Origin of the sequence: Pseudonocardia spirodelae (assembly GCF_037727765.1) — a bacterium.
Lineage (GTDB): Bacteria > Actinomycetota > Actinomycetes > Mycobacteriales > Pseudonocardiaceae > Pseudonocardia > Pseudonocardia spirodelae.
Map to the genome: position 1 here is coordinate 165,146 of NZ_JBBJUP010000006.1, position 22,027 is coordinate 187,172.

The following is a 22,027-nucleotide window of genomic DNA, read 5'->3' on the forward strand; positions in this document are numbered from 1 at the left end:
ATCCACTGCACCGGCGTCAGGGCAGGGTGAGGATCTCCGCGCCGTCCTCGGTCACGACGATCGTGTGCTCGAACTGCGCCACCCACGACTTGTCCTTCGTGACGACCGTCCAGTCGTCGTCCCAGGTGTCGTAGTCGATCCCGCCGAGGGTGATCATCGGCTCGATGGTGAACGTCATCCCCGGCTCGAGCACGGTGTGGACGTCGGGCTGGTCGTAGTGCAGGACGACCAGGCCGGAGTGGAACTCGTGGGCGATGCCGTGGCCGGTGAAGTCGCGCACCACGCCGTAGCCGAAGCGCTTGGCGTAGGACTCGATGACGCGACCGACCACGTTCAGCTCCCGCCCGGGGCGGACCGCCTTGATGGCGCGCATCGTCGCCTCACGGGTCCGCTCGACGAGCAGCCGCGCCTCCTCCGAGACCTCGCCGGCGAGGAAGGTCGCGTTCGTGTCGCCGTGCACGCCGCCGACGAACGCGGTGACGTCGACGTTGACCACGTCGCCGTCGTCGATCACGGTCGTGTCCGGGATGCCGTGGCAGATGACCTCGTTGAGGCTGGTGCAGCAGGACTTGGGGAAGCCGCGGTAGCCCAGCGTCGAGGGGTAGGCGTCGTGGTCGATCAGGAACTCGTGCACGACGCGGTCGATCTCGTCTGTGGTGACGCCGGGCCGCACGGTCTCCCCCGCGAGCCGCAGGGCCTGCGCCGCGATCCGGCCGGCGTGGCGCATGAGCTCGATGGTCTCCGGCGTCTGCACGTCACCCCGGCGGCTGCGCGCGGGGGCCGGCTTGCCGACGTACTCCGGGCGCGGGATGTGGGCCGGCACCTCACGGATCGGGGTCGGCGTGCCGGGGACGAGCAACGTGCGGGACGACATGCCCACCATGGTAGGCCCGCTCAGCGACCCGACGGGGCCCGCGGGGCCCGCATCCGGGCCACGGCGGCCGAGATCCCCCGCCAGCCCAGCAGCAGGACGGCCAGGGAGATCGTCGCCACGATCGCGAAGGACAGCGGCAGTCGCCCCAGGAAACCGAGCCGCAGCAGCAGGCCGACCACGACGGCTCCGGCCAGGACCACCGCCCCGGCCCGCAGCGACGCCGACGCCGCCCGCACCCACGGCGTCGCCCAGGCCGCCGCCGCGCCCAGCGCGAACGGCAGCGCCGTCCCGACGAGGCCGACCAGGCTGTCGGCCTCGGCGTGGCTCAGCCGCCCGATCGCGGCGAACACCACGACGGCGACGAGGTCGGCCACGAACGCCAGGGCGGGGATCCGGCTGGGGTGCACGACGACCAGGGTAGGCCCGCGGGCAAGGCTCCCCTGACCGCCGGTCTCAGCGCGGGACGCCGGCGAGGAACCGGGCCGTCATCTGCACCGCCGGGCCGGACGACCCGCCGTCGACGATGAGCGTCGCGAACGCCAGGTCGCCGCGGTAGCCGGTGAACCAGCCGTGCGAGCGGTTGGTGCCGTCCGGGCCGGCGTACTCGGCCGTGCCGGTCTTGCCGTAGACCTCGCCCTGCCCGTTCGCGGCGGTCGCGGTGCCCGAGGTCACGACCGCGCGCATCATCGGGCGCAGCTGGTCGAGCACCGCGCGGTCCGGGGTGCCCGGGGCGATCGTCGCCTCGGTCGTCGCCCCCCGGATCAGCGACGGCGTCACCGGCGCCCCGTGCGCGACGGTCGCCGACACCATCGCCATGCCGAACGGCGAGGCGAGCACGTCGCCCTGGCCGAAGCCGTCGCTGGCGCGCTGCAGGTCGTCGGTGGCGGGCGAGACGGTGCCGGTGATCGTCGTCATGCCGGGGATGCGCCAGTCGGCACCGAAGCCGAGCGCGCGGGCCGCGCCGGGCAGGCCGTCGGCGGGCAGGCCGAGCGCGAGCCGGGAGAACGTGGTGTTGCACGACTGCGCGAACGCCTCGGTCAGCGGCACCGTCCCGAGCACGAAGGAGTCCTCGTTGGGGATCGTGCGCCCGTCGATGACGGTGGTGCCCGGGCACTCGACCGGGCTCTGCGGGGTCAGGTTCTCCGCGGGCATCGCGCCGTACGCGGTGACGATCTTGAACGTGGAGCCCGGCGGGTAGCGGCCGGTCAGGGCGAGCGCACCGTCGCGGTCGGCGGCGGCGTTCTGCGCCACCGCGAGCACCGCGCCGGTGGAGGGCCGGACGGCCACGATCATGGCCTGGCGGGAGTCGGCGTCGACGGCGGCCTGCGCGGCGTCCTGGACGCGGCGGTCCAGCTCCAGCGTGACGGGCCTCCCGGGCCCGGCGGGCTGCCCGGCCACGGAGCGGACGGTCTCGCCACGGGCCCCGACGACGTCGACCGACCAGCCCGGGGTCCCGCCTGCGGCCCTGTCGATGTCGGCGCGGGCGCCCTGCACGAGCTGCCCGGCGAACCCGGAGTCCGGCGGCAGCAGCCGCGTCGAGGAGACGAACCGCACCCCCGGCAGGTCGTAGATCCGGTCGCGGACCCGCTGGTAGTCGGCGTCGCGCAGGACGGCGACGGTGTAGGCCTGCCCGTCCGGGGTGGCGTTCGCGCCCGCGGTGACGCTGGCCGCGGTGATCGCCGGGTCGATCCCGTTCAGCGCGGAGCCCAGGCCGGCCGCCGCGTCCGCCACCCGGGCCTTGTCCAGGGTCACGGTCACGACCGGGGTCGGGGCCAGCAGCGTGGCTCCCGTGGAGTCGAGCACGGGTGCGGGCGCGGCGGTGACGGTGCGCGCCACCGGGCGCTGGCCGTCGGCCAGGCCGGGTGCGAACGCGGCCGGCGACCACGTGACGGCCCAGCCGGTGTCGTTGCCCGCGGTGTCCTCGGCCGTGGCCAGCGGCAGGTCGAGGGTGTAGTTCCAGATGCGGCCCCCGCCGAGGTCCCAGGCGACCTCGACGGTGGAGGTGGCGCGGTCGCCCTCGGTGCGGGTGCCGGTGACCCGGGCCGTCATCGCGGTCGCGCCGAGGTCCTCGCGGGCCTTCTGCAGGTAGGCGCCTGCGGTGCCGGCGTCGCTGGTGTAGACGGCGGCGCCGGGCGCGTCCCCGGCGGCCCAGGCCCTCACGTAGCGCTCGGCCGTCGTGCCCGGACCGCCCCAGGGGCGCAGCAGCGCGACGACGACACCGGCCGCGACCAGGACGACGATCGCGGTGGCGAGGACCAGGGGACGCCGGCGCAGGGTGGCGAGCACGATGGTCGAGTATGCCGCCCCCCGCGTGAGGTCCCGGTGGCCGGGCCCGGTGCTCAGAACAGGACGGTCGCGAACCGCGCGGTCTGCACGAACCCCACCCGCCGGTAGGCGGCCCGGGCCGGGGCGTTGAACGCGTTGACGTAGAGGCTCGCGCGCCGTCCCATCGCGGCGAGCGCGACGGCGACGGCGGAGGTCCCGGTCGTCCCGAGGCCGTGTCCGCGCCAGGCCGGGTTCACCCAGACGCCCTGGATCTGCCCGACCGTGCGCGACAGCGCCCCGATCTCGGCCTTGAACACGACCTCGCCGTCGTGGAAGCGGGCGAAGGCGCGCCCGGAGGTGATGAGCTCGGCGACCCGCGCGCGGTACCCGGCGCCGCCGTCGCCCTCGCGGGGGTCGACGCCGACCTCCTCGGTGAACATCGCGACGGCGGCCGGCAGGTAGCGGTCCAGCTCGTCGATGCGGACCGGGCGGACCTGCGGGTCCGGCGCGATCGACGGCGGCCGGTCCAGGGTCATCAGCGGCTGGTCGGGCCGGACCTCGCGGGCCGGGCCCCACACCGGGGAGAGCTCCTCCCACAGCGGCAGCACCAGCTCGGCGCGGCCCACCAGCGACGAGCAGACCCGCCCGGCCCGCCGGGCGCGGTCGGCGAAGGCCCGGATGGCGGCCCGGTCGCCGCGCAGCGGCACCAGGTTGGCCCCGGAGAAGCACAGGCCGTCGGCGGGGGCACCGTAGGACCACAGCTCGCCGCCCAGGCGCCACGGGTCGAGACCGACGGCCTCGACGCGCGAGGCGACCATGCACGCGGCGACCGGATCGGCGTCGAGCGCGTCGTGCACCCCGGAGCGGTGACGATCGTCGAGAAGCCGTGCCCCGGCCACCCTCAGCACGGGTTCATCATGCCACGCCGGGTGCTCCTCAGCCGACGGTCACCTGCGGTTCACCGGTGGCGCCGTCGACGGGCTCGCCCATCTCCTCGGCGAGGCGCATGGCCTCCTCGATCAGCGTCTCGACGATCTTGTGCTCGGGCACGGTCTTGATGACCTCGCCCTTGACGAAGATCTGGCCCTTGCCGTTGCCGGAGGCGACGCCGAGGTCGGCCTCGCGGGCCTCGCCGGGGCCGTTGACGACGCAGCCCATGACGGCCACGCGCAGCGGGACCTCCATGCCGGACAGCCCGGCGGTGACCTCGTCGGCGAGGGTGTAGACGTCGACCTGGGCGCGCCCGCAGGACGGGCAGGAGACGATCTCGAGCTTGCGCGGGCGCAGGTTCAGCGACTCCAGGATCTGCTGGCCGACCTTGATCTCCTCGACCGGCGGCGCGGACAGCGAGACGCGGATCGTGTCGCCGATGCCCTGGCGCAGCAGCGCACCGAACGCGACGGCGGACTTGATCGTGCCCTGGAACGCGGGCCCGGCCTCGGTGACGCCGAGGTGCAGCGGGTAGTCGCACTGCTCGGCGAGCAGCTCGTAGGCGCGCACCATGACGACCGGGTCGTTGTGCTTGACCGAGATCTTGATGTCGTGGAAGTCGTGCTCGGCGAACAGGCCCGCCTCCCACATGGCCGACTCGGCGAGCGCCTCGGGCGTCGCCTTGCCGTACTTGTCCATCAGGCGCTTGTCGAGCGAGCCGGCGTTCACGCCGATCCGGATCGGCGTGCCGTGGTCCTTCGCGGCCTGCGCGATCTCCTTGACCTGGTCGTCGAACTTGCGGATGTTGCCGGGGTTCACGCGGACCGCGGCGCAGCCGGCCTCGATCGCGGCGAAGACGTACTTCGGCTGGAAGTGGATGTCGGCGATCACCGGGATCTGCGACTTCTTCGCGATCGCGGGCAGGGCCTCCGCGTCGTCGGCGGACGGGCACGCGACCCGGACGATGTCGCAGCCCGCGGCGGTCAGCTCGGCGATCTGCTGCAGGGTCGCGTTGACGTCGGAGGTCAGGGTGGTCGTCATGGACTGGACGGAGATGGGGTGGTCGGATCCGACGCCGACCGGTCCGACCTGCAGCTGCCGGGTCCTCCGGCGCGGGGCCAGGGTCGGCGCGGGCGCGGACGGCATACCCAGGGAGACGCTCACGGCCTCCACTATCCCACCGTGGCGCGGCGACCGCCGTACCCGGTGAGGGGCGGCACTGCGTGCTCGTGCGCACTCCCCGGTCCCCCGGCACCGGCGGTGCGCGCGGGCACCTAGGTCCGGCCCTGGTTCTCCTGGGCGTCCTGCAGGGTCGAGCTGTGCGGCAGCCAGGTCGCCAGCTCGACCGGCCAGCCGTCCTCGGCCAGCACGCGGACGACGGCGGGGTCGTCGTCGAGGATCATCGCGATCTCCCGCTCGCGGGCGAGCAGCCGCAGCACCTCGCGCTTGACCCAGCGGGCGGGGCGGTGGTCGTCGTCGGGGCGCATGAACAGCGGTCCGGTCGGCAGCCCGACGCGGGCGAGCCAGGTCTCGGTGAGCCGCCGGTTCCGCTCCGGACGCCCGGTCAGGTAGACGACGTCGTGGTCGGCCTGCGCCGCGCGCAGCCGTTCCGCGCCCTCGTCGAGCAGCGGGTCGGCGTGCGCGGCGGCGAAGAACTTCTCCCAGCGGTGCACGTCGAGGAAGTGCAGCCGGTGCGAGACGTCGGCGAGGACGCCGTCGATGTCGAAGACCGCCAGCGGGCGGTGGTCGGCCGGCCGGGTCACCCGAACAGCCGCACCGGGTTGACGACGTCGGCGATGGCCACCATCACCGAGAACCCCAGGAACAGGATCACGAACACGTAGGCGAACGGCAGCAGCTTGGCCGCGTCCACCGGACCGGGGTCCGGGCGGCCGAGCAGCTTCGCGGTGTTGCGCTTGATCGCCTCCCAGATCGCCGGGACGATCTGCCCGCCGTCCAGCGGCGGGATGGGCAGGAGGTTCAGCAGGAACAGCGACAGGTTCACCGCGGCCAGCATGTTGAGGAACAGCGACACGTCCTGCTGCCAGGGCACGTCCTGCTGGGCGAGGATCTCGCCGCCGATCCGCGAGACGCCGACGACGCCCATCGGGCTGTCCTGCCCGCGTTCCTCCCCGAGGAAGGCGGCGCCGAACACGGCCGGGATCCGGGACGGGATCGCGACGACGGCCTCCGCGGTGCGGGCGACGCCGTTGCCGATCTGCGCGAGCGTCTCGCCCGCGGTGAGCGACTGGTAGCTCGTGTCGAGCAGCACGCCCATGTACCCGGCCGTGACGGTCGCGTCCGGGTTCTCGAGGTCCCGCGCGGACACGGTGTTCGGGATGATGTCGACGGTCAGCGGGATCTCCCGCCCGGCCCGCTCGACGACGACCGGGGTCGGTCCCGAGGAGGCGCGGATCGCGTCCTGCACCCCGGTGCCGTCGTCGGGGCCGAACCGCTGGTCGCGGACGGCGACGATCCGGTCGTCGGGCTGCACGCCGGCGGCCAGCGCGGGTGCCTGCGGCGCCCCGGCCGGGCAGCGGTCCGGCGGGGCCTGGCCCTGCACCGCGACGGCGGGCAGGACGCACTCCTCGAGCGCGGTGATCTGCGTGGTCGCGGCGGGCATACCGACGCCCATCAGCGTCACGAAGAACAGCGCGACCGCGAGGACCAGGTTCATGAACGGCCCGGCGAACATGACGACGATCCGCTTCCACGGCGCGCGCGTCCAGAACTGCCGGTCGGCGTCCTGCGGCAGCACGTCGGCCTGGGACTGGCGGCGCGCGTCGTCCATCAGGCCCTGGAACGGGCCGGTGCGCCGGTTGCGGCCCAGCGTGCCGCCCCGCGCCGGCGGCAGCATCCCGATCATGCGGACGTAGCCGCCGAGCGGGATGGCCTTGATGCCGTACTCGGTCTCGCCGCGACGGACCGAGAAGACGGTGCGCCCGAACCCGACCATGAACTCCGGCACCTTGATGCCGAACCAGCGGGCCGTCGTGAAGTGCCCGAGCTCGTGCCAGGCGATCGACAGCAGCAGCCCGACGAAGAAGATCGCGATCCCGACGACCGTCCAGACGATGGTCACGTTCCCGCCTTCTCGCGCGCGTGGGCGCGGGCCCAGGTCTCGGCAGCCAGCACGTCGTCCACGGTAGCCGGGTCACCCGTCCAGGCGTCGGCCGCCTCCAGCACCTCGCCGAGCAGGTCGGTGATCGCCGTGTAGCCGATCGCGCCGGCGACGAACGCCTCGACCAGCTCCTCGTTGGCGGAGTTGAGCACGGCGGGCAGGCAGCCGCCCGCGGTGCCCGCGGCGCGGGCGAGCCGCACGCCGGGGAAGGCGTCGTCGTCGAGCGGCTCGAAGGTCCAGCTCTGCGCGGTGTCCCAGCGGCACGGCGCCGACGCCCCGGCGATCCGGTCCGGCCAGCCCAGCGCCAGCGCGATCGGCAGCCGCATGTCCGGCGGCGACGCCTGCGCGATCGTCGAGCCGTCGGCGAAGGTGACCATCGAGTGCACGATCGACTGCGGGTGCACGGTGACGTCGATGCGCTCGTAGGGCACCCCGAACAGCAGGTGCGCCTCGATCACCTCGAGCCCCTTGTTCACCAGGGTCGCCGAGTTGATGGTGATGACCGGGCCCATCGCCCAGGTCGGGTGGGCCAGTGCCTGCTCGACGGTCACGTCGTGCAGCCCGTCGCGGGTACGGCCGCGGAACGGCCCGCCGGACGCGGTGAGCACCAGCCGGTCGACCTCGTCGGCGCGCCCCCCGCGCAGGCACTGAGCCAGCGCGGAGTGCTCGGAGTCGACCGGCACGATCTGTCCGGGCGCGGCCGCCGCGGTCACCAGCGGACCGCCCGCGACCAGCGACTCCTTGTTCGCCAGCGCGAGCCGGGCCCCGGTCGCCAGCGCCGCCAGGGTCGGGCCGAGCCCGCGCGAGCCGGTGATCCCGTTCAGCACGATGTCGGCGCGCGCTGCGGTGACCAGCTCCGTCGCGGCGTCCGGGCCGTCGAGCACCTCGACCCCGGGCAGCAGCGCCCGCAGCTCGGCCGCGGCGGCCGGCGAGGAGACCGCGACCCGGCCGACCCGGTGCTCGTGGGCCTGGGCGGCCAGCAGGCCGACGTCCGACCCCCCCGCGGCCAGGCCGGACACGGTGAACCCGCCGGCGCGGGTGATCACGTCCAGTGCCTGGGTGCCGATCGACCCGGTGCTGCCCAACACGACGAGTGACTTCATCACGGCACATCATCCTCGCCGTGCGAGCTGTGCGACGATGACCCCGCACGGAGCCCGAGCAGGAGGACACCCAGTGGCGAGCAAAGAGCTGGCGAGCAGCACCCGAGAGGTCGCGATCCGGTCGGGCGTCGACCCGGCGGACGAGCCGTCGGTGGACTGGGGCTGGCACCAGAACTTCCACCGGGGCCTGCCGATCGCGGCCGCGGTCACCGGCATCGTGCTGCTGCTGTTCACGATCGGCCACCCGGTCAGCTGGACCGAGTTCCTGTTCTCGGCCGTGCCCGCCGCGGTCTGCCTGATCGGCGCCGTCGCGTACCCGATCCACCGGCGCCGTCGCCGCTACTGAGCGCCGTCCCCCTCTCCCCCGATGGCCGCGCGCGACGCGGGTGAGCCGGTCGAGCTGACGATCGGCGACCGCGTCGTGCGGCTGTCGAGTCCCGACCGCGTCTACTTCCCGGAGCGGGGCGAGACCAAGCGCGACCTCGCCGAGTACTACATCGCCGTCGGCGACGGGATCGTCCGCGCCCTGCGTGACCGGCCGTGCATGCTGCACCGCTTCCCCACCGGCGTCACCGGGGAGAAGGTCCACCAGAAGCGGCTGCCGCGCGGCGCCCCGGACTGGGTGCGCACCGTGCGGGTGCACTTCCCGCGCTACAACCGCACCGCCGACGAGCTGTGCGTCGCGCACCCCGCCGACGTCGTGTGGGCGGTGCAGATGTCGACCGTCGAGTTCCACCCGTGGAACTCCCGCGCCGCCGACGTCGAGTCCCCCGACGAGTGGCGCATCGACCTCGACCCGATGCCCGAGGCGTCCTGGGCCGACGTCCGCCGGGTCGCCGGCGTCGTGCACGAGGTGCTCGACGAGCTCGGCGCGACCGGCTTCCCGAAGACCTCCGGCGGCTCGGGCCTGCACGTCTACGTGCGGATCCCGCCCGACCACGGCTTCACCGACGTCCGCCGGGCCGCACACGCCTTCGCCCGCGAGGTGGAGCGTCGCTGCGACCGCGTCGACCTGTCCTGGTGGCGCAAGGACCGCGACCCGGCCGCGGTCTTCGTCGACTACAACCAGAACGCCCGCGACCACACGATCGCCTGTGCCTACTCGGTGCGTGGCACCCCGGACGCACGGGTCTCGGCGCCGGTGCGCTGGGCGGAGATCGACGACTGCGAGCCGCGGGACTTCACCATCGCCACCGTCCCGGCCCGCGTCGCCGAGCTCGGCGACCTGCACGCCGAGATCGACGAGGCCGTCTTCGCGATCGAGCCGCTGCTTCAGTGGGCGGACCGCGACGAGCGCGACGGCGCCGCGGTGCCCGAGGAGACCGGTCTGCCCGATCTCGACGGCTAGGACCGCGGGCACCCCCGGTCCCGGGCCCGGGCGCGCAGCCGCCCGAACTCGGCGGTCATCGCCGCCCGCGACCAGTGCGCGTTGAGGCCCGAGGGGTTCGGCAGCACCCACACCCCGGTCGCGCCGAGCCGTTCCGGCTGCTCTCCCACCGTCGCGTCGCGCCGCCCGAACGCGGTCCGGTAGGCGCCGATCCCGACCACGGCCAGCCAGGCGGGGGCGCGGTCGGCGACCAGCCCGCGCAGGCGCTCGCCGCCCGCGCGCAGCTCGTCGTCGGTGAGCTCGTCGGCGCGGGCGGTCGCGCGGGCCGCCATGTTGGTGATGCCGAGCCCGAGCCCGGCCAGTGCGCTCTGCTCACTGGGGCGCAGCAGCCGCGGGGTGAACCCGGACTCGTGCAGCACCGGCCAGAAGCGGTTGCCGGGACGGGCGAAGTGGTGCCCGGTCGCCGCCGAGACGAGCCCCGGGTTGATCCCGCAGAACAGCACCCGCAGCGGCGGGTCGCCCGGGCCGGGCAGGACGTCGTCGACGGTGGCGTCGCGGGCCGCCTCCAGCGCGGCCCGGTCCGGAAGTCGTCCCACACCGCTCAGTCTGGCCGATCCGGCCGGTCCACCCACGGACGGGCGAGCCGGGGTGCTCGCGCCGCCGATCGAGAGGAGACTCGTCCGCCGTGGACCTGCCCGTGATGCCCCCGGTGAAGCCGATGCTGGCCAAACCCGCCCCCGCCATCCCCGCGGGCAGGCTCTACGAGCCCAAGTGGGACGGCTTCCGCTCGATCGTCTTCCGCGACGGCGACGAGGTCGAGATCGGCTCCCGCAACGAGCGCCCGCTGACCCGCTACTTCCCCGAGGTCGTCGAGGCGGTGAAGGAGCACTTCCCGCCGCGGGCGGTGGTCGACGGCGAGATCGTCGTCGCCTCCGGGAACGCACTGGACTTCGAGGCGCTCCAGCAGCGGGTCCACCCCGCGGCCAGCCGGGTGCGGCTGCTGTCGACCGAGACGCCGGCGTCGTTCGTGGCCTTCGACCTGCTGGCCCTCGGCGACGACGACCTCACCGCGCGCCCGTTCGCCGAGCGCCGCGCGCTGCTGGCGGAGGCGTTCGCCGGCGTCGCCCCGCCGGTGCACCTCACCCCGGTCACCGACGACACCGCCACCGCGCGCCGCTGGTTCGAGAAGTTCGAGGGCGCCGGGCTCGACGGGCTCATCGCGAAGGACCCGGCCGGGACCTACCAGCCCGACAAGCGGGTCATGACCAAGATCAAGCACGAACGGACCGCGGACTGCGTCGTCGCCGGGTACCGGGTGCACAAGTCCGGACCGGACGCGGTCGGGTCGCTGCTGCTCGGGCTGCACGACTCCCGCGGGGTGCTCGTCTCGGTCGGCGTGGTCGGGGCGTTCCCGATGGCGCGGCGCCGCGAGCTGATGGCCGAGCTGCAGCCGCTGGTCACCGACTTCGACCACCACCCGTGGGCCTGGGCGAGGCAGATGGAGGGCGAGCGCACCCCGCGCAAGTCCGAGACGAGCCGGTGGAACGCGGGCAAGGACCTGTCGTTCGTGCCGCTGCGCCCGGAGCGGGTGGTCGAGGTCCGCTACGACTACATGGAGGGCGAGCGGTTCCGCCACACCACCCAGTTCGTGCGCTGGCGGCCCGACCGCGACCCCGCCTCCTGCACCTACGAGCAGCTCGAGCACCCGGTGAACTTCGACCTCGCGGAGGTGCTCGCCGGGCGCGGATGATCGGCAGGAGTGGCGCAGCGGGGGCACTGGACTCGCCGGCACACTCCACTCCCGGCGATCATGGACGGTCGGTCGTTCGCCGGCGCGACCGTTCCGCGTGGTTCGGCCGTGGCCGGGGACGCGCCGCGGCACCCTGCACCGGGTGCGTTACCAGGACGTCCTGCGCCACCAGGACGGCGTCATCAGCCGGGAGCAGGCGCGCCGCTGCGGGACGAGCGCGTTCGTGCTGCGCGGCAGGGTCGCCCGCGGCGAGCTCACCGAGATCCACCCGGGCGTGTTCCGTTCGTCCGCACACCGGCCGACCGACGGCGCGACGCTGCTCGCCGCCGCACTGTGGGCGGGGCCGGACGCGACGCTGCACGGGCCGGGCGCCGCCGTCGCCCTCGGTCAGCTGCCCGCGCTCCCCCGCGGTGCGCCGGTGGACGTCACGGTGGGCCGACGGGTGCGCCGCACGGCACCTCCCGGGATCCGGCTGCGACGTCGCGACCTGCCCGCAGCCGACCGCGTCGGGGCGCGCGGGATCACCGTCACCTCCCCCGGGCTGACGGCGCTGGAGACGGCGGCCGCGCTGCCCGACGGCGCGGCGTTCCTCGACCGGGTCCTGCAGCGCGGCCTGTCCCTGGCCGAGGTCACCCGGGCCCACCACCGCAACCTGGGCGCGAGAGGGATGGCCCGGGCCGGGGACCTGCTGGTCGAGGCGGCCGACCGGGCCGACTCCCGCGCCGAGCGACGCCTGATCGGTCACCTGCGCCGGGCGGGCGTGGACGGGTTCGTGCGCGGCCTCGGGTTCCGGCGCTGGGAGATCGACATCGCGTTCCCGGCCCGGCGGCTCGCCGTCGAGGTCGACGGGTGGGCCTTCCACTCCGACCCGGCGCGCTTCCGTGCCGACCGGGCCAAGCAGAACGCCCTGGTCATGGCGGGGTGGACCGTGCTGCGCTTCACCTGGCACGACATCCGGGACCGGCCGGACGCCACCGTCGCCCGGATCGTCGGGGCGCTACGGCGATGATCGCCGGGAGTGGAGTGCCGGACGCAGCCCACTCGCCGGCACCCTCCACTCCCGCTGATCATGGTCGGCAGCCGCAGGACTCCCGGTGCACGAACCGGGTGGGCAGGCGCACCGAGCGCCGCGGCGCGTCGGGCTCGGCCATCCGCCGCAGCAGCAGCCGGACCGCCTCGCGCCCGATCGTCGCGAACGGCTGCGCGACCACGGTCAGGCGCGGGTGGAACACGTCGGCCCACGGGAAGTCGTCGAAGGCGACGAGCGCCAGGTCGCCGGGGATGCGCAGGCCGAGGTCGTGGGCGGCCTGGACCGTGCCGATCGTCATCGCGTTGTTGCCGGTGACCAGCGCCGTGGGCCGGTCGGCGGAGTCCAGCAGCTCACGCACGGCGCGGCGCGCCGCGTCGCTCTCCGACCGGCCCTCGACCAGCGGCCCGGGCCCGAGGCCCGCGCGCCGCATCCCGAGCCGGTAGCCCTCGACGCGCTCGACGGTCGTCGCGAGGCCCGGCTGGCCCTCGACGTAGCCGATGCGGGTGTGCCCGGCCCCGGCCAGGTGGGCGACGAGCCCGGCGACCGGCTCGACGTTCTCCGAGCCGACCTCGTCGTGCCCCGCCCCCAGCATCCGGTCGACCAGCACCGTCGGCACCCCCTGGGCGGCGAGCGCCTCCAGGGTGGCGGCCGAGTCCGCCGACGGGGCCAGCAGGACGCCGTCGACGCGGCTGCGCAGCCGCGCGACGGCCGTCGCCTCGTAGCCGGGGTCGTCGTGCGGGTCGGCGAGCAGCAGGGTGTGCCCGGCGGCGGCGGACTCGTCCTCGATCGCGTGCAGCAGCTCGCCGAGATAGGGGTTGGAGATCGCCGACAGGGCGAGCCCGACGGTGCGGGTGCGCGAGGTCGCGAGCGAGCGCGCGGCGGCGTTGGGCGTGTAGTGGACCTGCGCCATCGCGGCGAGGACCTGCTCGCGGGTGGCCTCGCGGACCGGCCGGGTGCCGTTCAGGACGTGCGAGACGGTCGCGGTGGAGACCCCGGCGAGCCGGGCGACCTCGGCCATGGTCGCGATGGCACACCTCCGGGGGTCACGGGTTGGCGACAGGGTACAGCCAAGCGGTTGCGCAAGCGGTTGCCCTGGACATACCGTGCACCGGTCCAGCCGGTGAACTGTGGCGGGGACCACACCCTCGCACACGCCGGCGCCCTCGACGACGAGGAGAGTCCCGTGCGCCCGAGAACCAGGTCGCGCCCCGCCGTTGTCACCGCGTTGCTGGCGGTGCTCGCCCTGGCGCTCACCGGGTGCGCCGGAGCAGGGTCGCTGGGCCTCCCGGAGGGGGCGAGGATCGTGACCATCGCGATCGTGTCCAACCCCCAGATGGAGGACGCGATCGAGCTCAGCCCGCGGTTCGAGGCCGAGAACCCCGGCATCAAGCTGCGCTTCGTCAGCCTGTCGGAGAACGAGGCCCGCGCCAAGATCACCGCGTCGGTCGCCACCGGCGGCGACGAGTTCGACGCGGTGATGATCTCCAACTACGAGACCCCGCAGTGGGCCCGCAACGGCTGGCTGGTCGACCTCGACCCCCTGATGGACGCCGCCTACGACCGCGACGACTTCACCCCCACCATCCGCGGCGCGCTCTCCGGCCCGGACGGGCACATGTACTCGGTCCCGTTCTACGGCGAGTCCGCGTTCCTGATGTACCGCAAGGACCTCTTCGCGCAGGCCGGGCTGACCATGCCCGCGAAGCCGACCTGGGACGACGTCGCGCGCTTCGCCGACCGGCTCACCGACCGGCAGCAGGGCCGCGGCGGGATCTGCCTGCGCGGCAAGCCCGGCTGGGGCGAGGTCATGGCCCCGGTCGACGCGATGATCAACTCCTACGGCGGCCGCTGGTTCGACGAGCAGTGGAACGCCCAGCTCACCTCGCCCGAGGTGCGGCGCGCGGTGAACTTCTACGTCGACCTCGTCCGCCGCGACGGCCAGGCCGGCGCCGCCGGATCCGGGTTCTCCGAGTGCGGCAACCAGTTCAGCCAGGGCAACACCGCGATGTGGTTCGACGCCACCGTCGCCGCGGGTCTGCTGGAGGACCCGGACCAGTCCAACGTCGCCGGCAAGGTGGGCTACGCGCCCGCGCCGACCGGCGTCGACGGCCAGTCCTCGGGCTGGCTGTACTCCTGGGCACTGGCCATCCCCCGCACCACCGCGGAGAAGGGCCCCGAGCAGGTCGACGCGACCTGGAAGTTCCTGTCCTGGATGACGTCCAAGCCCTACCAGCAGCTGGTCGGCGAGGAGCTCGGCTGGACCTCCGTCCCGCCCGGCGCGCGGCAGTCGACGTACCGGATCCCCGAGTACGTCGCCGCGTCGCGGGCCTACGCACCGCAGACCCTGGCCGCCATCAACGCCGCCGACCAGGACCGCCCCACCCGCGACCCGGTGCCCTACACCGGGCTGCAGTTCGTCGGGATCCCGGAGTTCCAGGACCTCGGCACCCGCGTCAGCCAGCAGATCTCCGCCGCCATCGCCGGGCAGCAGTCCGCCGACGAGGCGCTGGAGCAGGCCCAGCAGTACGCCGCGACCGTCGGCGAGTCCTACCAGCAGAGCGGAGGCGACCGGTGACCACCACAGAGGCCCCGCCGCAGGCGGCACCGGAACGGCAGACCTCGCCGGCCGCGGAACGCCGCGACGGCTGGATCCGGCGGGCACCGCTGCTGCCCGCGCTGATCTTCACGATCATCGTCACGCAGCTGCCGTTCCTGGTGACGATCTGGTACTCGCTGCAGTCCTGGAACCTGGTGCGCCCGGGCAGCCAGCGCTTCGTCGGGTTCGAGAACTACGCGACGGTGTTCACCGACTCGCAGTTCCGCGGCGTCGCGCTGAACTCGATCCTGCTCACCCTGGGCGCGGTCGCGATCGCGATGGTGCTCGGGCTGCTGATCGCGCTGCTGCTCAACCGCGCGTTCCTCGGCCGCGGCATCGTCCGCACCCTGATCATCACGCCGTTCCTCATCACGCCGGTCGCCGGCGCGCTGCTGTGGAAGTCGGTGCTGTTCGACCCCACCTACGGCCTGGTGAACTTCCTGCTCTCGCCGTTCGGCGCCGGGCAGACCGACTGGGTGTCGACGTTCCCGCGGGCCGCGGTGATCATCGCGCTGGTGTGGCAGTGGACGCCGTTCATGATGCTGCTGATCCTGGCCGGGCTCGGCTCGCAGCCGCCCGAGGTCCTGGAGGCCGCCCGGATGGACGGGGCGACCGGGTTCGCCGTGTTCCGCGAGGTCACGCTGCCGCACCTGCGCCGCTTCATCGAGCTGGGCGTCGTGCTCGGCGCGATCTACCTGGTCAACACGTTCGACACCATCTACATGATGACCCAGGGCGGCCCGGGCACGGCGTCGGCGAACCTGCCCTTCTACATCTACCAGCGGGCGTTCCTGGGCTTCGACATCGGCGAGTCCGCCGCGATGGGTGTCGTCACCGTGGTCGCGACGATCATCGTCGCGACCCTGGCCCTGCGCCTGATCTTCCGCAGCTTCTCCGCCGCCGAGGAGGCGTGATGACCGCCGTCGACGAACGCACCACCGCCACCCCGGCCGCGACGGCACCGCGCCGCACGTCGCGCGGGCCGGGGGCGCTGCTGAGCGTGCTCGCCTGGATCGTCGGGCTCGGGTTCTTCTTCCCGGTGCTGTGGATGGTGATGACCGCCTTCAAGACCGAGGCGCAGGCGGTCACCATCCCGCCCACGGTCTTCTTCGTGCCGACCTTCGACAACTTCGCCGAGGTGTTCGGCGGCGGGGTCGGCCCGTACCTGCTGAACTCGCTGTTCGCGACCGTCGCCTCGACGGTGCTGGTGCTGCTGCTGGGCACGCCGGCCGCGTTCGCGCTGTCGCTGCGGCCGGTGAAGAAGACCCAGGACGTGCTGTTCTTCTTCATCTCCACCAAGATGCTGCCGGTCGTCGCCGCGATCGTCCCGATCTACGTCGTCGTGAACTACCTGGGCGCGCTCGACAACATCTGGACGCTGATCGTGCTCTACACCGCGATGAACCTGCCGATCGCGGTGTGGATGATGCGCTCGTTCTTCCTCGAGGTCCCCAAGGAGCTGCTGGAGGCCGCGAGCATGGACGGGGCCTCGCTGTGGCGCTCGCTGCGCGAGGTGGTCCTGCCGATCATCTCCCCCGGCATGGCCGCCACCGCGCTGATCTGCAGCATCTTCGCGTGGAACGAGTTCTTCTTCGCGGTGAACCTGACCGCCTCGCGGGCCGCGACCGTGCCCGTCTACCTGGTCGGGTTCATCACCTCGGAGGGGCTGTACTTCGCCAGCCTCTGCGCGGCGGCCACCGTCGCCGCGCTCCCCGTCGTCATCGCGGGGTGGATCGCCCAGAACAAGCTCGTGCAGGGCCTGTCCTTCGGGGCCGTCAAGTGACCGTGTTCGTGAACAGGATGGGAGCCCGCCGTGGCTGACGTGGTGTTCGACCAGGCGTCCCGGATCTACACCCCGGGCGCCAAGCCGGCCGTCGACCGGCTGGACCTGACCATCGAGGACGGCGAGTTCGTCGTGCTCGTCGGGCCGTCCGGCTCGGGCAAGTCGACGGCGCTGCGCATGCTCGCCGGGCTCGAGGAGATCGACGGCGGCTCGATCCGCATCGACGGCGAGAACATGGTCGGGGTCGCCTCCCGCGACCGCGACATCGCCATGGTCTTCCAGAACTACGCGCTGTACCCGAACAAGACCGTCGCGGAGAACATGGCGTTCCCGCTGAAGATGGCCGGGATCGACAAGTCCGACCGGGCCGTCAAGGTCAAGGAGGCGGCGGAGATCCTCGGCCTCACCGACTACCTCGACCGCAAGCCGCGCGCGCTGTCCGGCGGGCAGCGCCAGCGCGTGGCGATGGGCCGGGCGATCGTGCGCGAGCCGCGGGTCTTCCTGATGGACGAGCCGCTGTCGAACCTCGACGCCAAGATGCGCGTGCAGACCCGCACCGAGATCGCCGCGCTGCAGCGACGGCTCGGCGTCACCACCGTCTACGTCACCCACGACCAGGTCGAGGCGATGACGATGGGCGACCGGGTGGCGCTGCTCGCCGACGGCAAGCTGCAGCAGTTCGCCTCCCCGGCCGACCTCTACGACCGGCCGCAGAACGCGTTCGTCGCCGGGTTCATCGGGTCACCGGCGATGAACCTGTTCCGCGCGCGGGTCACCGAGCGCGGGGTCACCCTGGCCGGTCGCGAGGTCGCGCTGCCGCAGGACGTCCGGTCGACGATCGGGTCGAAGCAGCTCACGGAGGTGACGCTGGGCATCCGGCCCGAGCAGTGGACCGTCGCCCCGGACGGCGGCGAGGGCATCCCGGCCCGCGTCGACGTCGTCGAGGAGCTGGGGTCCGACGCCTACCTCTACGGCACCCTCGCCGAGTCCTCCGGGGACCTGTCGGCGACGGCGTCGCTGACCGGCTCGCACGACGACTCCGTGGTCGTGCGGACCGCGGGCCGGACCGGGGCGCGGCGCGGCGACCGGGTGGCGCTCACGCCGTCCACCGAGGGGCTGCACCTGTTCCACCCCGAGACGGGCGACCGCCTCTAGACGGGTACCGCCCGGCGGTTCGAGGGGGCCGCCGGGCGGTCAGCCCGGGTGCGACGCGGCCAGCTGCCCGCAGGCGGCGTCGATCTCCTGGCCCCGGGTGTCGCGCACGGTGCAGGCGACGCCTCCCGCGCGGACCCGGCGCACGAACTCCTCCTCCACCGGCTTGGGCGAGGCGTCCCACTCGCTGCCCGGCGTCGGGTTCAGCGGGATGAGGTTGACGTGCACCCGGGACGTGCCGATGTGCTGCCGCAGGACCTTCGCCAGCATGTCGGCGCGCCACGGCTGGTCGTTCACGTCGCGGATCAGCGCGTACTCGATGGAGACCCGGCGCCCGGTGGTGGTCGCGTAGCGGCGCCCGGCGTCGAGGACCTCGGCGACCTTCCACCGGTTGTTGACCGGCACGAGGGTGTCGCGCAGCTCGTCGTCCGGGCAGTGCAGCGAGATCGCCAGGGTGACCGGCAGGCCCTCCTCGCGCAGCCGGTCGATCGCCGGGACCAGGCCGACCGTGGAGACGGTGACGCCGCGCGCCGAGATGCCCAGCCCGTCGGGGGCGGGCTCGGTGATCCGGCGGACGGCGGCGACGACCCGCTTGTAGTTCGCCAGCGGCTCACCCATGCCCATGAACACGACGTTCGACAGGCGGGTGGGCTCGTCGAGCACGCCGTCGCGGGCCTGCGCCGCGGCGCGGCGGACCTGGTCGACGATCTCGGCCGTCGACAGGTTGCGCTGCAGGCCGCCCTGGCCGGTCGCGCAGAACGGGCAGGCCATGCCGCAGCCGGCCTGGCTGGAGATGCACACCGTCGCGCGGTCCGGATAGCGCATGAGCACGCTCTCGGCCAGCACGCCGTCGTGGCCGCGCCACAGCGTCTTGCGGGTGGCGCCGCCGTCGCACGCCTTCTCGGTCAGCGGGGTGACCAGCGGCGGGAGCAGCGGGCGCAGCTTCTCCCGGACCTCGCCGCCGAGGTCGCTCATGGCCTCGAGGTCGTCGGTGAGCCGGCCGAACCAGTGGCGGGCCAGCTGGTCGAGCCGGAACGTCGGCACGCCGAGCTCCGCCGCGACGGCGGCACGGTCGGCCGGGGCGACGTCGGCGAGATGGCGGGGCGGCGTGCCGCGGCGGGGTGCGTCGAAGACGAGCGGGAGGCTGGACATGGCACCCACCAGTGTGCCAGCCCCGCCCGCGGTCAGCGGATCCCGGGGATCCGCACGTTGTAGCGGCGCGACAGGTCCAGCAGGATCCCGAGGCGCCGCGCGGCGGCCACCCACAGCACGAGTGCCGCGCCCATGCCGATGACCGGGACCGCCGAGCCGGTGCCCTGACCGGTCCAGGTCAGCGCCAGGAACGCCCCGAACGCGGCGATGACCAGCACCAGCCCGCCCGTCGCGACCAGGCTGCGCTCCTCCAGCACGGTGGAGGCCTGGATCAGCAGCACGCCCACCAGGGCCGCGGACAGCGCCGTGGCCAGCTCGCCGTAGCCGACCAGCGACAGCAGCGTCGGCAGCAGCACGATCCCCGCCGCCCCGATCAGGATCAGGCGCTGCATCCGGCGCTTGCGCTCGGGGTGCAGGGTGACCGCGGTCGCGGCGTTGCGCCGCCGCACGATCCACAGGTACGCGGTGAGGAAGATGCCCAGGGCGATCAGGACGCTGGCGAGACCGCTCGCCAGGGCCCCCGCGCCGACCGCCCAGGCGAGCAGGCCCAGGACGATCTCCAGGCTCGGCGCGGGGACGCCGAGCGACGGCTGGCGCATCGTGTACGGCATGCACCCACGGTAGCGAGAGCGGCGTCCGGGCCGGCGCGGGTGTCGCGCAACGCGACACCCGTCACGCCGCGAATCGGACACCGTGGGAGGCTCGGGGGGTGCCCGGGTCCCCGACTCCCGGGCCGCCACCACCACACCGCCGGGCGCGCCCGGCCGTCCCCGGGAGTGCCATGACCCCCCACCCGACCTCCTCCCCCGCCGGCGAGCGGGACGAGCCCCGCACCCGCGGGCCCGTCCTCGGCCGCCGCGCCGTCGTCGCCGGGGCCGGCATCGCCGCCGTCGGCGCGGTCGCGGCCTGCAGCAGCGGCGGGAGCACCACCGCCGACTCCGGCGGCCAGGCGCAGACCGGCGACGCCCCGCAGGGCTCCCCCGGCACCGCGCTCGGCCCGGCCTCGGACGTCCCGGTCGGTGGCGGCAAGATCTACTCCGAGGAGCAGGTCGTCGTCACCCAGCCCACGCAGGGGCAGTACACGGGGCTGTCCGCCATCTGCCCGCACCAGGGCTGCACGGTCAGCCAGGTCACCGGCGGCCAGATCGTCTGCCCCTGCCACAACAGCCGCTTCTCCCTCGACGGCGCCGTGGTCGACGGCCCGGCCCAGCGCCCGCTGGACCCGCGCCGGGTCACCGTCGCGGACGGGTCGATCACCCTCGCCTGAGGCGTCCCCGGCGTCGCGTCACGGCAGGACGAGGCCGTCGGCGCGGCGCCGGACGTGCAGCCGGTAGCCTACCCGGACCGTGCGGTCGGCGACGTCGTCGATCGCCCGGCGGGCGGTGCGCACCGAGAACTCGATGCGCAGGACCTCCTCCAGGTCCGCGCGGCGCTCGAAGCGCCACGTCGAGAGCACCCGGCGCAGTGTGAAGCCCTGCGCGGCGAAGAAGCGGTCCACCGCCGGCGGGTCGTAGCGGGGCAGGTCGGCGCGCAGCCACGTGCCGTAGGGGCGGCGGGTGAAGTCGAGGTCGACGACGGCGAGAACCCCGCCCGGGCGCAGCACCCGCTCCGCCTCGGCCAGGCCGGGCTCGCAGCCGGGCCCGAAGAAGTACGCGGTGCGCGCGTGCACCAGGTCCGCCGACCCGTCGGGCAGCGGCAGGCGTTCCGCGCCGGCGGCGTGCACCGTGATCCGGTCGTCGCCGGCGACGCGGCGGCGGGCCCGCTCGACCAGCGGCGGGTGCGGCTCGACACCGGCGACGGTGGCGGCGCGCTCGGCGAAGCGCGGGAGGTGGAAGCCGTCGCCGCAGCCGACGTCGACGACGTCGGCGCCGTCCCAGCCGCCGGTCTCCTCGGCCAGCGCCGACCACAGGTCGCCGTCGGCGTCCTGGGCGCGGTTCTCGATCTCGTAGATCTCCGGCCAGTTCCAGATGTTCGGGCTCGGGATCGCGGGCCCGGCCTTCTGCTGACCGCCGAACCCGGGGTAACCGCGCCTCACGCGATCGGGACGACGATCCCGAGGATCGCCCACGCGACGAACGCGGTCGGCAGCAGCGAGTCCAGCCGGTCCATCAGACCGCCGTGGCCCGGCAGCAGGTGGCCCATGTCCTTGACCCCCAGGTCGCGCTTGACCAGCGACTCGACGAGGTCGCCGAGGGTCGCGGTCGCGACCATCAGCACGCCGACCACGGGGCCCCAGTACCAGTCGCCGTCCAGCAGCAGGCCGAGGCAGAGCGAGCCGGTGACCATGCCCGCGACGAGCGAGCCGGCGAAGCCCTCCCAGGACTTCTTCGGGCTGATCGTCGGCGCCATCGGGTGCCGGCCCGCGACGACGCCGGCGGCGTACCCGCCGACGTCGGAGGCGACCACGCAGAGCAGGAAGGTCAGGACGCGGCCCACGCCGTCCGGGGCCGTGGTCAGCTGCACGGCGAAGGCGACCAGCAGCGGGACGTAGACGGCGACGAACAGCGACGCGCTGATGTCGCGCAGGAAGTGCGCGGCGCCCGCACGCATCCGCCACAGCAGGCAGCCGAGCACGGTCGCGGCGAGCGCGATCGCGGCCCCGCGCAGCCCGAACGGCCACGACAGCCAGACGACGGCCTGCCCGCCGACGAGCAGGACCGGCAGCGAGACCCGGATGTCGGCGCCCCGGCGCAGCGCACCCGCGAGTTCCCAGGTGCCGACGGCGGTGACCGCGGCCAGCACCAGGACGAAGCCCTGCCGCACGACGAGCAGGCTCAGCAGGATGACGACGCCGAGACCGACGCCGACCGCGATCGCGGCGACCAGGTTGCGCCCGATGCGGGAGCGCTTGAAGCCCTTCTGTCCGCGGACCAGCGGCGGACCGTCGGGCGGCGGCGCGCCGGCCGGACCGTCACCCGGGAGCTCGGAGGTCACGGGGACGGCA

Annotated in this window: 23 protein-coding genes; 9 read left to right on the forward strand and 14 right to left on the reverse strand. The window is 74.0% G+C overall.

The window, feature by feature from the left end:
- Positions 1 to 16 precede the first annotated feature (16 nt).
- The 8 genes from map to dxr form a co-directional block, all read right to left on the reverse strand.
- Entirely contained in the window at positions 17 to 874 is an 858-nt protein-coding gene (map, locus tag WJX68_RS09430; RefSeq protein WP_340288199.1) for a type I methionyl aminopeptidase, read from the reverse strand.
- Between the two features lie 20 nt (positions 875 to 894).
- The gene (locus WJX68_RS09435) at positions 895 to 1,281 is read right to left on the reverse strand and encodes a DUF3054 domain-containing protein (RefSeq protein ID WP_340288202.1); all 387 of its coding nucleotides are present in this window, start codon (positions 1,279 to 1,281) and stop codon (positions 895 to 897) included.
- Between the two features lie 46 nt (positions 1,282 to 1,327).
- On the reverse strand, positions 1,328 to 3,160 hold the full coding sequence (locus tag WJX68_RS09440) for a penicillin-binding transpeptidase domain-containing protein (protein WP_340288205.1): 1,833 nt from the start codon (positions 3,158 to 3,160) through the stop codon (positions 1,328 to 1,330).
- 53 nt (positions 3,161 to 3,213) lie between these two features.
- The gene (locus WJX68_RS09445) at positions 3,214 to 4,047 is read right to left on the reverse strand and encodes a GNAT family N-acetyltransferase (RefSeq protein ID WP_340288208.1); all 834 of its coding nucleotides are present in this window, start codon (positions 4,045 to 4,047) and stop codon (positions 3,214 to 3,216) included.
- A gap of 28 nt (positions 4,048 to 4,075) precedes the next feature.
- Positions 4,076 to 5,233: a flavodoxin-dependent (E)-4-hydroxy-3-methylbut-2-enyl-diphosphate synthase gene (ispG, locus tag WJX68_RS09450; protein ID WP_340288211.1), complete on the reverse strand. Its 1,158-nt coding sequence runs from the start codon at positions 5,231 to 5,233 to the stop codon at positions 4,076 to 4,078.
- A gap of 110 nt (positions 5,234 to 5,343) precedes the next feature.
- Positions 5,344 to 5,832 carry a phosphatase domain-containing protein gene (locus WJX68_RS09455; RefSeq protein WP_340288214.1) on the reverse strand — a complete coding sequence of 163 codons (489 nt, stop codon included), beginning with the start codon at positions 5,830 to 5,832 and terminating at the stop codon, positions 5,344 to 5,346.
- Entirely contained in the window at positions 5,829 to 7,151 is a 1,323-nt protein-coding gene (locus tag WJX68_RS09460) for a M50 family metallopeptidase (protein WP_340288216.1), read from the reverse strand. The genes WJX68_RS09455 and WJX68_RS09460 overlap by 4 nt, the downstream gene beginning before the upstream one ends.
- Positions 7,148 to 8,293, reverse strand: coding sequence for a 1-deoxy-D-xylulose-5-phosphate reductoisomerase (gene dxr / locus WJX68_RS09465; RefSeq protein ID WP_340288218.1), 1,146 nt, complete (start codon positions 8,291 to 8,293; stop codon positions 7,148 to 7,150). The genes WJX68_RS09460 and dxr overlap by 4 nt, the downstream gene beginning before the upstream one ends.
- Positions 8,294 to 8,366: 73 nt before the next feature.
- Between dxr and WJX68_RS09470 the strand changes: the two genes are divergently transcribed.
- Complete coding sequence (locus tag WJX68_RS09470) at positions 8,367 to 8,639, forward strand: DUF2631 domain-containing protein (protein ID WP_340288220.1); 273 nt, start codon at positions 8,367 to 8,369, stop codon at positions 8,637 to 8,639.
- A 21-nt stretch (positions 8,640 to 8,660) separates the two neighbouring features.
- Entirely contained in the window at positions 8,661 to 9,641 is a 981-nt protein-coding gene (gene ligD / locus WJX68_RS09475) for a non-homologous end-joining DNA ligase (protein ID WP_340288222.1), read from the forward strand.
- Here ligD and mug read toward each other — a convergent pair.
- On the reverse strand, positions 9,638 to 10,216 hold the full coding sequence (mug, locus tag WJX68_RS09480; protein WP_340288225.1) for a G/U mismatch-specific DNA glycosylase: 579 nt from the start codon (positions 10,214 to 10,216) through the stop codon (positions 9,638 to 9,640). The genes ligD and mug overlap by 4 nt on opposite strands.
- Positions 10,217 to 10,305: 89 nt before the next feature.
- On the opposite strand from mug, the gene WJX68_RS09485 reads away from it, so the two are divergent.
- Together WJX68_RS09485 and WJX68_RS09490 are read left to right on the forward strand one after the other, a co-directional pair.
- Complete coding sequence (locus WJX68_RS09485; protein WP_340288228.1) at positions 10,306 to 11,370, forward strand: ATP-dependent DNA ligase; 1,065 nt, start codon at positions 10,306 to 10,308, stop codon at positions 11,368 to 11,370.
- Between the two features lie 142 nt (positions 11,371 to 11,512).
- The gene (locus WJX68_RS09490; RefSeq protein ID WP_340288230.1) at positions 11,513 to 12,379 is read left to right on the forward strand and encodes a DUF559 domain-containing protein; all 867 of its coding nucleotides are present in this window, start codon (positions 11,513 to 11,515) and stop codon (positions 12,377 to 12,379) included.
- A 58-nt stretch (positions 12,380 to 12,437) separates the two neighbouring features.
- Here WJX68_RS09490 and WJX68_RS09495 read toward each other — a convergent pair whose 3' ends face one another.
- On the reverse strand, positions 12,438 to 13,418 hold the full coding sequence (locus WJX68_RS09495; RefSeq protein WP_340288232.1) for a LacI family DNA-binding transcriptional regulator: 981 nt from the start codon (positions 13,416 to 13,418) through the stop codon (positions 12,438 to 12,440).
- Between the two features lie 300 nt (positions 13,419 to 13,718).
- Here WJX68_RS09495 and WJX68_RS09500 point away from each other — a divergent pair, with 300 nt between their 5' ends.
- From WJX68_RS09500 to WJX68_RS09515, 4 genes are read left to right on the forward strand one after another with little or no spacing between them, the layout of a single operon-like run.
- Complete coding sequence (locus WJX68_RS09500; RefSeq protein WP_340288236.1) at positions 13,719 to 14,975, forward strand: ABC transporter substrate-binding protein; 1,257 nt, start codon at positions 13,719 to 13,721, stop codon at positions 14,973 to 14,975.
- Positions 14,972 to 15,910, forward strand: coding sequence for a carbohydrate ABC transporter permease (locus WJX68_RS09505; protein WP_422785681.1), 939 nt, complete (start codon positions 14,972 to 14,974; stop codon positions 15,908 to 15,910). Before WJX68_RS09500 ends, WJX68_RS09505 begins: the two co-directional genes overlap by 4 nt.
- On the forward strand, positions 15,910 to 16,779 hold the full coding sequence (locus WJX68_RS09510; RefSeq protein WP_340288239.1) for a carbohydrate ABC transporter permease: 870 nt from the start codon (positions 15,910 to 15,912) through the stop codon (positions 16,777 to 16,779). The genes WJX68_RS09505 and WJX68_RS09510 overlap by 1 nt, the downstream gene beginning before the upstream one ends.
- A gap of 30 nt (positions 16,780 to 16,809) precedes the next feature.
- Entirely contained in the window at positions 16,810 to 17,934 is a 1,125-nt protein-coding gene (locus WJX68_RS09515) for an ABC transporter ATP-binding protein (protein WP_340288242.1), read from the forward strand.
- Between the two features lie 39 nt (positions 17,935 to 17,973).
- Here WJX68_RS09515 and rlmN read toward each other — a convergent pair whose 3' ends face one another.
- Complete coding sequence (gene rlmN, locus WJX68_RS09520) at positions 17,974 to 19,083, reverse strand: dual-specificity RNA methyltransferase RlmN (RefSeq protein ID WP_340288245.1); 1,110 nt, start codon at positions 19,081 to 19,083, stop codon at positions 17,974 to 17,976.
- A gap of 32 nt (positions 19,084 to 19,115) precedes the next feature.
- Entirely contained in the window at positions 19,116 to 19,694 is a 579-nt protein-coding gene (locus tag WJX68_RS09525) for a hypothetical protein (protein WP_340288248.1), read from the reverse strand.
- Positions 19,695 to 19,864: 170 nt separating this feature from the next.
- Here WJX68_RS09525 and WJX68_RS09530 point away from each other — a divergent pair, with 170 nt between their 5' ends.
- A complete protein-coding gene (locus WJX68_RS09530) occupies positions 19,865 to 20,350 on the forward strand; it encodes a Rieske (2Fe-2S) protein (protein ID WP_340288251.1) in 486 nt (161 codons plus the stop codon).
- Between the two features lie 18 nt (positions 20,351 to 20,368).
- Here the strand turns inward: WJX68_RS09530 and WJX68_RS09535 are convergent, their stop codons facing one another.
- Together WJX68_RS09535 and WJX68_RS09540 are read right to left on the reverse strand one after the other, a co-directional pair.
- Positions 20,369 to 21,118, reverse strand: a complete 750-nt coding sequence (locus WJX68_RS09535) for a class I SAM-dependent methyltransferase (protein WP_340288254.1) — start codon at positions 21,116 to 21,118, stop codon at positions 20,369 to 20,371.
- Positions 21,115 to 22,017, reverse strand: a complete 903-nt coding sequence (locus tag WJX68_RS09540; RefSeq protein WP_422785682.1) for a phosphatidate cytidylyltransferase — start codon at positions 22,015 to 22,017, stop codon at positions 21,115 to 21,117. The genes WJX68_RS09535 and WJX68_RS09540 overlap by 4 nt, the downstream gene beginning before the upstream one ends.
- Between the last annotated feature and the right edge of the window lie 10 nt (positions 22,018 to 22,027).

What these genes read in the sequence shown, in the direction of transcription:
- WJX68_RS09510 (WP_340288239.1), top strand. Translation starts at nt 15,910, where the DNA reads ATGACCGCCGTCGACGAACGCACCACCGCCACCCCGGCCGCGACGGCA.
- dxr (WP_340288218.1), bottom strand. Translation starts at nt 8,293, where the DNA reads ATGAAGTCACTCGTCGTGTTGGGCAGCACCGGGTCGATCGGCACCCAG.
- rlmN (WP_340288245.1), bottom strand. Translation starts at nt 19,083, where the DNA reads ATGTCCAGCCTCCCGCTCGTCTTCGACGCACCCCGCCGCGGCACGCCG.
- map (WP_340288199.1), bottom strand. Translation starts at nt 874, where the DNA reads ATGTCGTCCCGCACGTTGCTCGTCCCCGGCACGCCGACCCCGATCCGT.
- ligD (WP_340288222.1), top strand. Translation starts at nt 8,661, where the DNA reads ATGGCCGCGCGCGACGCGGGTGAGCCGGTCGAGCTGACGATCGGCGAC.
- WJX68_RS09495 (WP_340288232.1), bottom strand. Translation starts at nt 13,418, where the DNA reads ATGGCCGAGGTCGCCCGGCTCGCCGGGGTCTCCACCGCGACCGTCTCG.
- WJX68_RS09525 (WP_340288248.1), bottom strand. Translation starts at nt 19,694, where the DNA reads ATGCCGTACACGATGCGCCAGCCGTCGCTCGGCGTCCCCGCGCCGAGC.
- WJX68_RS09530 (WP_340288251.1), top strand. Translation starts at nt 19,865, where the DNA reads ATGACCCCCCACCCGACCTCCTCCCCCGCCGGCGAGCGGGACGAGCCC.